The sequence below is a fragment of the Mesorhizobium sanjuanii genome, assembly GCF_002529485.1.
Lineage (GTDB): Bacteria > Pseudomonadota > Alphaproteobacteria > Rhizobiales > Rhizobiaceae > Mesorhizobium > Mesorhizobium sanjuanii.
In genome coordinates this window covers 1-13,527 of record NZ_NWQG01000196.1, presented here as the reverse complement: position 1 = coordinate 13,527, position 13,527 = coordinate 1, and the positions used below count along the sequence as shown (strand labels likewise).

Sequence of the window (13,527 nt, the reverse complement as noted above, 5' to 3'; positions counted from 1 at the left end):
ATCTTGCCAGAACAGGCTCGAAAACGGAGGTAACAGACTGCGACACCTAGGCAATTCGCCGTTTGCTGGTTCGGCTTTCTCGGCCGGCCCAAGTCTGGTACCAGCGGCCAATTATCCGGCTAACCCGACGATCATCTGGCTAGAACGAGGCCGACATGCAGTTCATCGATCTTGGCGCGCAACGCGAACGCATCCGCGACCGGTTGAAAGCCGCGATCGACCGCGTCGTTGACGACGGCCGCTATATCCTCGGACCAGAGGTCACCGAATTCGAGAACAAGCTGGCCGCCTATGTCGGCACCAAGCATGTCGTGGCCTGCGCCAACGGCACCGACGCGCTGCTCTTGCCGCTTTTTGCGGCCGGTATTGGCCCGGGTGACGCGGTGTTCGTGCCGAGCTTCACCTTTGCCGCCACGGCGGAAGTGGTGGCGCTGGCCAAGGCCGAGCCGGTTTTCGTTGATGTCGAGCCTGAGACCTACAACATCGATATAGCCAGCCTCGAGGCGGCGATCGCGATGATCAAGAAGGAAGGCCGGTTGAAGCCAAGGGCGATCATTCCGGTCGACCTGTTCGGGCTTGCCGCCAACTATGAGGCGATCATGGCGATCGCCAATCGCGAAGGGCTGATTGTGATCGAGGACGCCGCCCAGTCGATGGGCGGTTCGCTCGACGGCACGATGTGCGGCGCGTTCGGCCATGTCGGCTCGACCAGCTTCTACCCGGCCAAGCCGCTCGGCTGCTACGGCGACGGCGGCGCGATGTTCACCAATGACGATGCGCTGGCCGAAAAGCTCCGCTCTTTCGCCTTCCACGGCAAGGGCGAAACGCAATATGACAATGTCCGCGTCGGCATCAATTCGCGGCTCGACACGCTGCAGGCGGCGATTCTGATCGAGAAGCTGGCCATTCTCGAAGACGAAATGGTTGCCCGGCAAGCGGTTGCGAAACGCTATGCCGAGGGTCTCGGCGACATCGTCAAGGCGGCGCGCAACCTGGATGGGAGCCGCTCGGCCTGGGCGCAATATGCGATCGAAACGCCAAAGCGCGACGGTCTGAAGGCGCATCTCGGCGAAAAGGGCATTCCCTCGGTCATCTACTACGTGAAGCCGCTGCATGCCCAGGTCGCCTATCGCGACTATCCGCGCACGCCGACAGGCCTTGCCGTTTCGGAGGACCTGCCGAAGCGCATCCTGTGCCTGCCCATGCACCCTTATCTGAGCGAGGCCGACCAGGACCGGATCATCGAGACGATCCGCAACTATATCGGCTCCAATTCGGCACACGTCGCGGCGGCGTAGGCCGGCGGAGCAATCTCCCCTCGGGGGAGATTACGCAGCGCCGCCCGCGCTCTTTCCGCTCGCGATGAAATGCGGATTGGCGAAATCCTCGTCGTCGGCCTGATGGCGCTTGCCGTAGGTAAGCGGCTGGCCGTCCAGCGTGCGCGTCATGCCGCCGGCGGCGCGCAACACCGCATCGCCGGCCGCCGTGTCCCACTCCATGGTGCGGCCGAAGCGCGGATAGACGTCGGCCTCGGCACCAGCGACGAGACAGAATTTCAGCGACGAGCCGACCGAGACGATCTCGGCGGCGCCGAGGTCCCGGATATAAGCGTCGGTCTCCGACGTGTTGTGCGAACGACTGGCGACAACGGCGAGCGGCGTGCCGCCTGCACGCACCGAAATCGGCTGGCGGCCGACGATCTGGTAATCGTCATCGACTTCGATCGTTTCAGCCCTGCCCGGCCGGCCGGAAAAGAACCGTCCGGTGCAGGGCGCGAAGACGACGCCGATTTCCGGCACGCCATTGCGAACCAGCGCGATGTTGACGGTGAAATCGGTCCGGCGGTTGACGAACTCCTTGGTGCCGTCGAGCGGGTCAATCAGAAAGAAAGCGCCATCGAGGTCGGGCGCCACAATGCCAGCCGCGGCTTCCTCCTCGGCGACGCATGGAACGTCCGGATATGCGGCACGCAACCCGGCGAGGATGATCCTCTCACTCTCGCGGTCGGCTTCCGTCACCGGTGAGGAGTCGGATTTGTGATCGACGGCGCAGCCTTCGTGGAAGACCCGCATCACCTCGCGTCCTGCCGCCAGCGCCAGGCGCTCGAACACGGCGAGCATCTGCCCGTCGTCAGATGCCGCCGCCGCTGTCATATTGGTCTTCTGCAATGTCACGCTCGTTCAGCCAGAGTTCCAGGGCCTCCACCATCTCCTCGGCCGACTTGCCGAGCGTCTTGAGGTGGATTTCGGGATTTTCCGGAGCCTCGTATGGAGAATCGACGCCGGTGAAATTCTTGATCTCGCCATTCAGCGCCCGCGCATAGAGTCCCTTCGGGTCGCGCCTGGCGCATTCCTCGAAGGGTGTATCGACGAAGACTTCGACGAATTCGCCATCCGCCATCAATTCGCGCGCCATGCGCCGCTCGGCGCTGAACGGCGAAATGAAGGAGACGATGACGATCAACCCGGCATCGGCCATCAGGCGCGCCACTTCCGCAACACGGCGAATGTTCTCGACGCGATCGGCGTCGGTGAAGCCGAGATCGCGATTGAGCCCGTGGCGGACGTTGTCGCCGTCCAGGATGTAGGTGTGGCGCCCGGTGGCGAACAGCTTCTTCTCGAAGAGGTTGGCGATGGTAGACTTGCCGGATCCCGAGAGCCCGGTGAACCAGAACACGGCGGGCCGCTGGTTCTTCATATCGGCGCGGCCGCGCTTGCCGACATCGAGCGACTGCCAGTGGATGTTTTCGGCGCGGCGCAGCGAGTGCAGGATCATCCCGGCGCCGACCGTGGCGTTGGTGATGCGGTCGATCAGGATGAAGGCGCCGGTGGTGCGGTTCTCGGCGAACGTGTCGAAGGCGATCGGCGCCCGCGTTGAGAGGTTGCAGATGCCGACTTCGTTCATTTCGAGCGACTTGGCAGCCTCATGGGCGAAGTCGTTGACATTGACGCGATATTTTAGGTCGGTGACGGTGGCGCTGGTCTGGTCGGTTTCCGTGCGCAGTATGTAGGAGCGGCCCGGCAACAGCGCGTGCTCGTCGAACCAGACGATGTTGGCGGCGAACTGGTCTGCAACCTGCGGCCGCGCAGCCGGCGACACCAGCATGTTGCCGCGCGAGACCTCGACTTCGTCGTCGAGAACAAGGGTAATGGCCTGGCCGGCCACCGCCTGGTTCAGATCGCCGCCATGCGCGACGATGCGCTTTACGCGCGACGACTTGCCGGATTTGGCGACGACGACCTCGTCACCTTGCGACACCGAGCCGGAAGCGATCGTGCCGGCAAAACCGCGAAAGTCGAGGTTGGGACGGTTGACATACTGCACCGGGAAACGAAACGGCAGTTCCACCGCTGCCTCGTCGACCGAAACGGTTTCGAGATGCTCGATCAGCGTCGGCCCGGAGTACCAATCCGTCTTGTCGGAGCGGCTGGTGACGTTATCGCCATAACGGGCAGACATCGGGATGGGCACGATCGTCTCGAAGCCGAGCTTGTGCGAGAACTGCCCATAGTCCTCGACGATACGTTCGAAGACGGCCTTGTCGAAGCCGACGAGATCGATCTTGTTGACGGCCAGAACGACGTGCCGGATGCCGAGCAGCGAGGCGATGATCGAATGGCGCCTTGTCTGGCGCAGCACGCCCTGGCGCGCGTCGATCAGCACAATGGCGAGATCCGCGGTCGAGGCGCCGGTGGCCATGTTGCGCGTGTACTGTTCGTGGCCGGGCGTGTCGGCAACGATGAATTTGCGTTTCGGCGTGGCGAAGAAGCGATAGGCGACGTCGATGGTGATGCCTTGCTCGCGCTCGGCCTCGAGGCCATCGACCAGCAGCGCGAAATCGATGTCGCCGCCGGTCGTGCCGTGCTTGCGCGAGTCGCGCTCGAGCGCGGCGAGCTGGTCTTCGAAAATCTGCTTGGTGTCGGACAAAAGGCGGCCGATCAGCGTCGACTTGCCATCGTCGACCGAGCCGCAGGTCAGGAAGCGCAGCAGCGACTTCTTTTCCTGCGCAGCCATGTAGTTGCGGATACCGTCGGTGGGGGCGAGGCTCTTGGCCGAGATGTGGCGCATGCTCAGAAATACCCCTCGCGCTTCTTTTTCTCCATCGAACCGGCTTCATCCCGATCGATGAGGCGACCCTGGCGCTCGGAGGTGCGCGCCGTGAGCATCTCGCCGACAATGGCCTCCAGCGTGTCGGCATCCGATTCGATCGCGCCGGTCAGCGGATAGCAGCCAAGTGTGCGAAAACGCACCAGGCGGTTCTCGACCGTCTCGCCGGGCCGCAATTGCATGCGCTCGTCGTCCTTGAGGATGAGCATGCCGTCGCGCTCGACGACCGGGCGCTCCTTGGCGAAATAGAGCGGCACGATCGGGATATCTTCCTGCAGGATGTATTGCCAGATGTCGAGCTCGGTCCAGTTGGACAGCGGAAAGACCCGGATCGATTCACCTGATGCGACGCGGGTGTTGAATATCTTCCACATCTCCGGCCGCTGGTTCTTCGGATCCCAGACATGCTGGGCGTTGCGGAAGGAGAATATCCGCTCCTTGGCGCGCGACTTCTCTTCGTCGCGGCGAGCGCCGCCAAAGGCTGCATCGAAGCCGTATTTGTCGAGCGCCTGCCGCAGCGCCACGGTCTTCATCACATGGGTGTGGGTGTTCGAGCCATGGTCGAACGGATTGATGTTGTCGCGCACGCCGTCTTCGTTGACATGGACCAGAAGGTCGAAGCCGACCTTTTGCGCCATCTGATCGCGAAAGGCGATCATCTCACGGAACTTCCAGGTCGTGTCGACATGGAGGAAGGGAAAAGGCGGCTTGGCGGGGTAGAACGCCTTCATCGCCAGATGCATCAGCACGGACGAATCCTTGCCGACGGAGTAGAGCATGACCGGCTTGGCGAAGGCCGCCGCAACTTCGCGAAAAATATGTATGGATTCTGCTTCAAGCCGCTGCAGATGCGTAAGCGCGATATTCATGGACCGTGAGCGTTCTCTCGTGCCGTCCAGAGCTTGCATCGGTGCATCGGGCGCATTTCACAGCCGCCCGGTTCAGCTTCACTTCTGGACAATCTTGTTTCGTGCAGGCGTTCTAGCAGATCGCCATTGTTTATAACAATGCGAGACAGGCCTGCCGCCAAGCGGTTCGGGAATGAATCTTCTACTCAAGACCCGGAACTCGGAAATTCCTACTCGCCGAGTTGAAGAGCTTGGTAGGCTGAGAAAAATATTGCCTGAATGGGCGAAACGAGCGTCAATCGGTCCCGGGCCTGCAGTGACCCATGAACGACACCGTCGATTTTTGACAGCAGTCCGCCCTCCGGACTATCGAAAATCAACCTCAGCCGTTATACCGGTCCACGGAATTCAGCCACTGCGCGTGGCATCACGTGCGCGACGTGCTGAAGATCATCGCACCAGCCACGGCCAAACCAGATTCCCAAAGACCCTGCAGAATGCGACTTAAGACCTTGAGCTGGCTTTCATCGATAAAACAGCAATTCACACCGTCGCGGGTCAATATCTACTTTTCCATTCTTTGCTTCTTTTCTCCTCCCGTTTTGGGATCGGTGGTCAGCTTCGTGTTCAATGGCGGCGGTCTGTGGTCGACCTTGCTGGTTGCCCTGAAGAGACGGCGCTTTAATGTCGATCAGCCCATGGTCGCCCTCACCGTCGCGATCTATGCCTATTGCGGGGCCCTTCTTCTGGCTTCGATCGTCAACAACTCTATCGTGAGGGATGCGGCGCATCTTGTGCCGCTGATCACCTTCCTGTTTTTCCCCTTCTCTTACTCGGTCTGGAGCATTTCGCAGAAAACGACCCTTGCGCGCATCGTCATACTCAGCAGCATGGCCGCCTGCTTCGGCGCATTGCTGCTGACCGGCATCCAGTACTATTGGCTTGGCATGGAAAGGGTTGAAGGCGCGGCTGGAAATCCGATCGTATTCGCCACGGTCGTCTGCCTGAGCGTCATGGTGTGCATGGCTGGCGCCTTGTCGGGCATCGAAAGGAACCGGAGCCCTCTCGTCTGCGCTGCGCTGGCCGGGACAATCTCCATCCTCTATACCGGTTCGCGGATCATGTGGTTGGCGATACTGATCGCAGGCATCGCCGTATTGCTGATCCACCGGCAGCATCTCAGGAGCAGGAACGCTCGTCTCCTGTTGCTGGTATCGGGCGCGGCAGGTCTCGCAATCTGTGCCCTTGGATTCCACATCATATTGGATCGAGCCGAGTTCCTCCGCTCCGACTGGGATGCACTCATGGCGCATGGCGAGCACAACACCGCCTTGGGATTTCGCGTTGCCATGTGGCAAATCGGCGTCGACGCATTTCGCGAAATGCCGTTTTTTGGACATGGGGTGGGAGCGACCTCGCGCCTGATAAAGCAGGGCTTCCACGACCAATTCGGCATGGACAAAGGCTTCAGCCACTTCCACAACGGCTTTCTGACCGCGTTGGTGGAGGCGGGAATACTGGGAGTTGTCGCGCTGGCGGCGATCTTTGTCGTTGCCGCCAGAAATGCCGCCAAAGTGCTGCGCATCAGTGCCGATCCAATCGAGCGGTTTGGCGCCACCATGATCGTCATCGTCGTGATCACCTACCTTACAGGTGGAATGGTCGGCATTCTGGTCGGGCATGATATTCTGGATTCGGTGCTGATGATCTTTCTGGTCTCCGGCACCTATCTTGCGTCAGGACGCACCCTTCCGATAACGGAAGAACAAACGCTGCCGGTGACGCCGGCCGCCTGATAGGGATTCGGCAACAGCAATGAAGGTGTTGGTGACAGGCGCCACGGGGTTCATCGGGAGCCTTGTCGTGCGACAGCTTCGCCAGGCCCAGGTCGAGGTTCGGATCGCCTCCCGTCGCCCACAGCCCGGCGCGGCATACGACGTCGTGCCGCTGCCGGCTTTCGATGCGCCCGCGCAAGCCTTCCTGGCGATCGCGAAGGACGTCACGCATGTCATTCACTGCGCCGGGCTGAACAACGATGCGGGCAATGCGACCGAAGCGGATTACCTGAATGCCAATGCCGAATTGACCGGCCAACTCGCACGTGCGGCAGCGGTACAGACCAGCGGACGCCTGGTTTACCTCTCGTCGATCCGGGCTGCGGTCAGCGCCAGCTTCAGCGGAACGATCGACGAAGACATGGCCCCTGCCCCGCAATGCGCCTATGGGCGTTCGAAACGTGAAGGCGAGGTCAGGATGCTGGATGCCTATGCATCGGCCGGCCGTCGCGATGCCACCGCGCTGCGCCTGCCGCAGGTCTACGGATCTGACATGGGAGGGGCGCTGGCGACATTGATGCGCCTGGCCGATACCGCCTTGCCGCTGCCCGCAGCCACGCTGAGGGGCGTCCGTTCGCTGATATCGTCCGAGGCGGCGGCGCGGGCGGTCCTGCACCTGCTGACCCGTCCAGGCCCACTTCGCCCGGTCCATGTCGCAAGCGATCTGTCGCCAATTTCCATCGCGGCCATCATCGAAGCCTTTCGGCAAGGCTTAGGGCGTCCGAGGCGCCTGATTGCCTTGCCTGCCGGCCTGATGCGACCAGTCGCGTCGCTGCTGGGCAAACGCACATTCTGGGACAGCTTGAGCGCGACGCAGATATGCGATCCGTCGTTGCTCATTTCGCAGGGCTGGTCGCCTGAAACCGACACGTTCCAACGGCTGAGCGAAGTAGCGCGGCGCTTCAAAGCGCGGCGCGTTTGAACGGATACAGGCGACGCGCTTTGGATTCCTTTCTTCATGCATGTCGTGATCGCAAAACCGCTGCGCACCTTTGCGCGACATGCATCAACTTCGACCTGCTCAACCTCGATAGATGGTTCCCAGCAAGATGCGGAGATCAAGACCGAACGACGATGCCTTGAGATAGGCGGCATCGGTTTCGGCGCAGAGCGCCGGATCGGACATGTCGATGGACCGGATCTGGGCCAGGCCGGTTATGCCCGGAAGCAGCGACGAGACGCCCAATTCCCTGCGACGTTCGATGAGTTCTGTTTGCGTGGGCAGGCATGGACGCGGCCCGACCAGGCTCATCTCGCCCTTCAGTACGTTCCAGAGTTGCGGCAACTCATCAAGCTTGAACCGCCGCAGGATCCTGCCGACCGTCGTGACTGATTTTGCCGGCGCCTCATGTGTCGGCAATGAAGGCGTGCCCACAACCATCGTTCTGAGCTTATGACAGCGAAAAAGCCTGCCATCGCGACCGACCCGCGTTTGAGAAAAGACCGCCGGCCCGGGCGACGACAACCGAATTGCCAGGCCGGCCAGCAACAAGACCGGCGAGGTGACCAGCAACAGCAGTGCCGCCACCACGAGGTCGAAGATCCGCCTCCCCGCCTTCATGGATGCCGACAATGCTCCCTGCTCAACAACAAATGCATCTTTCCGGACATGTTGCGCCTCCCGGGGTCAAACCAGGGGGAAGGCTTTTGGGTAAACATATCAAACCCGGCCCGCGACGACCGACAGATAAAGTCCGAATGTTCCAAAAGGTGTCTGCCGATAGACGCCACTCTTGCGCAACAGGCTCAGGCGGCTCAAAACATTGCCTTTTCGTGACTGTGTGAACAGGCTGAGGCAGGCGGCTGCATCTGTCGTGAGAAGATTCCGATTGGCAGCCAGGCCATTGAGATTCTCATCCGTCCAGCGGGCAAATCCGCCATTCAGCAGATGCTCGAGCCGGGAAAATCGTGCTCGCCATGAAACATTGGCGCCTACCAGATTCGCCTGATGCTGGCGATAGCGCACCAGGGGGCGCGGCTCATAATGGACAACGCCGCCGGCCCCCGTCACGATGAGATATGCCCACCAATCGTGACTGACGAAATGCGTCCTTGACGAGGCTTTGGCCAGCAGGTCGCGCGCCGCCCGGTTGAGCAGAATCGTGTTGCCCCCGGCAATGCTTTGCACAAGGGCGTTGCGGAAGGACGGCGGCCGCTGGAACAGCGGCGAGCAGCCGATCATGGCTCCGGTTTCGGACATCGTCGCGGTTCTGGAGCAGAACATGAGCGGGACCGTTGCGTCCAGCGTCTGCATCCAGCGCAGTGCGCTCTCCAGCCTGTCAGGCTCCCAGATGTCGTCCTGGTCGCAGAAGGCGTAGCAGTCCGCCTCGATCCGCTGATCGACGATCATCGAGCGAAAATTGGCGGCGAAGCCCTGGCGAGGCCCCTCCACCAGCGTCACGCGGCCCTTGTCCCAGCGGGTTTTCCATGCGTCGATGATGGCGGTCGTGCCGTCGATCGACCCATCGTCGGAGACCCACAGGTCGATGGCAGAATGCGACTGCGCAAGCAGAGAGCTTAGCTGTTCTTCAATGAAAGCCGCGCCGTCCTTCGTGCCCATCAATATGGCTACACGCTGATCGTCTGTGCTCACGGGCTTGGTATCGTCTGCAAACGCCTGGGAACGATCATGGGATTGTTCGCTTCATCCAGCCTGTCCAATTGGTTTCGGACTTGTTTGCCGATAGGCGTCGCCCGGTGATTTTTCCGCCTCATGAAAGCCGGCCAGCACAGCAAGGGCCGAGCCCTTGTCCTGGTTCTTCACCGCCGTCTCCAGCGCCGTGAGACCGGCCTTGACCCGCAGCCATTCGATGACATCGGTCCTCAGGCCAAAAATCTTCGAGGTGCTGAGTTCGACGACCTCCTCATTGTCGCCGTGAAGCGTCTCATGAAGCTTCTCACCTGGCCTGATCCCGGTGAACCGGATGGGGATATCCGTATAGGGACTCTTTCCGGCCATGCGGATCATCGTCTCGGCAACTTCAAGGATGGGCACCGGCTTGCCCATGTCGAGCATATAGACGGCATAGTCGTCCCTGCCCTGCCGCAGCGCCGCATCGGCTGCCGACATGATGACAAGGTCGACGGCCTCGGCCACGGTCATGAAATAGCGCGTCATGCGCCGATCCGTAATGGTGACGGGACCTCCTGCCTCGATTTGCACCTGGAATATGGTGGCCACCGATCCGTTGCTGCCAAAGACGTTGCCGAACCGGACAGCAATGAACTTGGTGCCGGAGTGAAGCCCACCGGCGCGAGGCCCGTTTGGCGGGTTCGCGTGCGTTTCGTGCAAGGCGCTGACGATCTGCTCGGCGGCCCGTTTTGTCATGCCAAGCACCGACGTCGGATCCACCGCCTTGTCGCTTGAGACAAGCACAAATTGCGGAACTCCGCACTTGGCTGCAACCTCCGCACAGACGAGGGTTCCGAAAACATTCGTCTGGATCGCCGAGTCCCAGTTTTCTTCGAGAAGGGGGACATGCTTGAGCGCGGCGGCATGAAAGACGATGTCGGGTTTGAATTCGCTGACGACGCGCGTCATCTGCAGCCGATCCGCCACGTCGATGATGCGGGCCTTGAGACGATGATGATCCTTCTCGTCGATATATTGGCTCAACTGGAAAATTCCGAACTCGGAGAGATCGGCAACCAGAACCGCCTCGGCGCCCAGTTCCAGCGACCGTTTGACCAGGGTTCGCCCGATGGAGCCGGCTCCACCGGTCACCAGGACACGCTTGCCATGCACAAAAGTGCCGATGCGTTCGATGTCGGAAGGCACCGCTGGACGGCGCAGAATGGTTTCCATCTCGACGGCGGCCAGAACCAGCTTTCCGCCCTGCCCCAGTTCGGAGAAACCGGAGAACTGAAGGACGGCTATGCCATTGTGCCGGGCGACACGAACCAGCTCCGAATATTCCTCGATCTCGCGCGCGGCTCCGTTGCCGAAGATCAGCATGTCGAGACTTCTCGTACCTCTGGTGTAATCCTCCAGAAATTCCGTCAAACCAGGCCGGATCGCCACTACCGGAACCCCCTGGATGCGGGTGCGCAGTGGAGCGTCATTTTCGATCGCCATGATGCCCGCGATGGAATAGTCCCCGGGTTCGGCGGTGCGCGTAAAGCGAATGATCAGATCTGCCTCGCCAAGACTGCCGACGAAGAGCGCTTGCCTGGTCAATCCCTTGTCGGCGGCTCTCTTCATGATACCCCAGCTCGCTCCGTCACGGAGAAACCGATAGAAGAGCCGAGGCGCCGATATGATTGTGAAGGACACAAGGAAGAAGACAATGAACTGGCGCTCGTTGATGCCCGTCACCGGCTTGAAGAGGCGGAAGGCGAGCGAGGTGACATAAAGAACAACCGTCAAAATGGCGCAGCTCTTCAAAATATTGAAAAAATCTGGCGTCGACGCGAAACGCCAGACCGTGTTGTAGAGGCCGCAATATCTGAACAGCAAATGGCTGAGAACGACGATGCTCGCCCACGTCGTCAAGCCAACATAGGAGAACGCCTCGAAAGAGAGGTTGGATCGCGACAAAACCAGACTGAGCGCGACCGCGACCAGCACCATGACGGTGTCCTGGATCATGATAAAAACACGCCGCATGTCCGGCCGAAGTCCGAATACGGCTTCCAGGTATGAATTCATTGCGTGGCACTACACTCCAGGATCGAGGACCGGCGGCCAGCATGATGCTACCACGACGTTCGTTCGCCGCTGATCACGTTGGTTTGTTCTGCCTATCCCCTCCCACCGGTTGTATCGCATACTGCGAAGCCGCGGTCATCGCTAGAGATTTTTTTGGATGGCTGAGGATTGAAGAAGGCCACCGTCTGTACTGAGAAGAACGACGGTCGCCTAGCACGCCGGCCCGAGATGTCTCTGAGGATCGGTTGTCGGCATCTCAGCATTGCCGATTACCCCATCCGACGGACGTCCAGCGGGTTATCTGAAGGGCGAAGGCCGCTATGCGTCGACCTTCGCTGAACCCACTCTTACTAATGCCGCTCAAATACACCTTTGTGCAGAATATCAAAGATACTGCCTTGTCTGGTAGCCGTATCTAGACAGCATCTCTCCCGCTATCTCGTTGAACATCCGCTCTGAATCTCTATCAAACTGCGACTTCCATCGACCTATACGATCCGTCATAGGAGGGATCTTGACATTCTCATGAATGCCAGCCCGCATGTCACGCGATATGTTAACGTTTGTGGACTTTAAGTCTTTCAATTCTTGCATTCGGGATTCAGCCCCTTTATGGTACAATAACATATCACCGCTATAATCAATCTCGATAAAGTGGCAGATATCTTGAAGCGTCTTCGATGGATTTGAAACTAGGTCCTCATAGCGGACAGTAATCGTCCGATGCAAAAATACGCTGCTTTCAGCCTCAAATCGAGCCAAACGTTCAACCCAATCTCTGGCAACGTCGGCGATCGATGCCTGTTTGCCAAACCAACTCTCACGGAACGAGCACGCCACGTCGCGACCGTCCCGGACTAAATGAATGAAATGCGCTTCCGGTAGGACCGAAGCTATCTTGGCAGAACAAAGAAGGTGCTGAGGCGTTTTATCCCCCCACCGAGATTTGCCCCGCTTGGTCGCATACAGCTTCCAAAAGGCTGCCAGACAACGTCCGCCGGAAACAGCTCCTTCCGGAACCTCATTGAGGGCCGTCATCAATTCGCACTCTTCCAGATTGAAATCATTCCACCTAGGGTGCGCTACGATCCTTTGCGTTAACTCCATTTGCAGAGCGGACGAAACCGGTTGCAAAAGCGATGGTAAGCCAAACAAATCACAGAAATGAGTTTCGGGTGGAACCGCCATCTCTGGGTGACAGTCCAGCATCAATCTTAGCATCGTTGATCCGGATCGCGGATAGCAAACAATAAATGGAAATGGTTTATCGTGGACCGTCATTCTAAATTTTCCGCAGGAAAATCTTCCTCTTCTATCATGCCGCTCTTTATGCCTTCACTTACATGATCACCACTTAGATAGAAAGAATTATACTCTTCTTCAATTCCACCCTCGTCCTGTAGACGAAGCCAACGGCGAAGGTGCCACGAAACCGCTGGAGGCACATCCCGCTCCTGCCTGAATCTTGCGCGCGCGTGAGAAAGCTTCGTCAGAAAATGCGCATAGCTCCTCACTGGAAAATGCCGAATTAGAGTAGAGTCAGAAACGCCTCTATCGCTCACCTCATGCTCGACCTCGTGATTTCCGCGCCCTATGGAACGCAGCCCCCGCAATGGGAAGAACATCTTTCCCGGCATTTTTCGAAGCATGATCGGAAGCGGCGACGAAATTGGCCCCGACACTCTATAACGTGCCGCAACGAATGGATTCGCTGAAACGGCATCCTCGCTACCCCTTCTTGGCAACATGTTCTGTCGCGGAATTAATACGGGCATTGGTACATCGACCATGCCTTCCTTAATAGTCGCCCCGCTTGATGAGATGATTTCATCTGCATCAAGACTTATACCATAATCCATACCAGCTTTGTATAGATTGTTTGCCATTTCTGTTGCCCAAATATCCTGCCTGTAGTCTGTTTCCTTTTTGTATATTATTGTCATTGGGATTTCTTTTGAAATCTCATTAATCACTTCTGTCGTTCCATCCACCGACATATTGTCAATTATAGCGAAATGCTCAAAGCCAATCTCTGCATGAAATCGTATATTTTTTTCGATAATGTCAACTTCATCCCGAACAATCATTA

General features: G+C 59.0%; 11 protein-coding genes. 3 read left to right on the top strand and 8 right to left on the bottom strand.

Annotated elements, in window-relative coordinates:
- The first annotated feature begins 155 nt into the window (after window positions 1-155).
- Complete coding sequence (locus CN311_RS25530; protein WP_097576437.1) at window positions 156-1,298, top strand: DegT/DnrJ/EryC1/StrS family aminotransferase; 1,143 nt, start codon at window positions 156-158, stop codon at window positions 1,296-1,298.
- 30 nt (window positions 1,299-1,328) lie between these two features.
- On the opposite strand, the gene cysQ is transcribed toward CN311_RS25530, so the two are convergent.
- From cysQ to cysD, 3 genes are read right to left on the bottom strand one after another with little or no spacing between them, the layout of a single operon-like run.
- Entirely contained in the window at window positions 1,329-2,120 is a 792-nt protein-coding gene (gene cysQ / locus CN311_RS25525; RefSeq protein ID WP_165779851.1) for a 3'(2'),5'-bisphosphate nucleotidase CysQ, read from the bottom strand.
- Between the two features lie 10 nt (window positions 2,121-2,130).
- Window positions 2,131-4,068 (bottom strand): sulfate adenylyltransferase subunit CysN, encoded by a 1,938-nt coding sequence (gene cysN / locus CN311_RS25520; RefSeq protein ID WP_165779850.1) that lies wholly within the window; start codon window positions 4,066-4,068, stop codon window positions 2,131-2,133.
- Between the two features lie 2 nt (window positions 4,069-4,070).
- Window positions 4,071-4,976, bottom strand: coding sequence for a sulfate adenylyltransferase subunit CysD (cysD, locus tag CN311_RS25515; RefSeq protein ID WP_097576435.1), 906 nt, complete (start codon window positions 4,974-4,976; stop codon window positions 4,071-4,073).
- A gap of 590 nt (window positions 4,977-5,566) precedes the next feature.
- Here cysD and CN311_RS25510 point away from each other — a divergent pair.
- Window positions 5,567-6,751 (top strand): O-antigen ligase family protein, encoded by a 1,185-nt coding sequence (locus CN311_RS25510; protein ID WP_097576434.1) that lies wholly within the window; start codon window positions 5,567-5,569, stop codon window positions 6,749-6,751.
- 19 nt (window positions 6,752-6,770) lie between these two features.
- Window positions 6,771-7,712, top strand: a complete 942-nt coding sequence (locus CN311_RS25505; RefSeq protein WP_097576433.1) for an NAD-dependent epimerase/dehydratase family protein — start codon at window positions 6,771-6,773, stop codon at window positions 7,710-7,712.
- Window positions 7,713-7,811: 99 nt separating this feature from the next.
- Here the strand turns inward: CN311_RS25505 and CN311_RS25500 are convergent, their stop codons facing one another.
- From CN311_RS25500 to CN311_RS25480, 5 genes are all read right to left on the bottom strand, one after another.
- Complete coding sequence (locus CN311_RS25500; protein ID WP_097576432.1) at window positions 7,812-8,351, bottom strand: sugar transferase; 540 nt, start codon at window positions 8,349-8,351, stop codon at window positions 7,812-7,814.
- Window positions 8,352-8,450: 99 nt separating this feature from the next.
- Window positions 8,451-9,383 carry a glycosyltransferase family 2 protein gene (locus CN311_RS25495; protein ID WP_097576431.1) on the bottom strand — a complete coding sequence of 311 codons (933 nt, stop codon included), beginning with the start codon at window positions 9,381-9,383 and terminating at the stop codon, window positions 8,451-8,453.
- Window positions 9,384-9,434: 51 nt separating this feature from the next.
- Window positions 9,435-11,438, bottom strand: a complete 2,004-nt coding sequence (locus CN311_RS25490) for a nucleoside-diphosphate sugar epimerase/dehydratase (protein ID WP_165779849.1) — start codon at window positions 11,436-11,438, stop codon at window positions 9,435-9,437.
- 384 nt (window positions 11,439-11,822) lie between these two features.
- A complete protein-coding gene (locus tag CN311_RS25485; protein WP_097576429.1) occupies window positions 11,823-12,719 on the bottom strand; it encodes a sulfotransferase family protein in 897 nt (298 codons plus the stop codon).
- Window positions 12,716-13,527: glycosyltransferase family 2 protein (locus tag CN311_RS25480; protein WP_097576428.1), on the bottom strand; the 812-nt coding region annotated here is incomplete at its 5' end. The genes CN311_RS25485 and CN311_RS25480, both read right to left, overlap by 4 nt.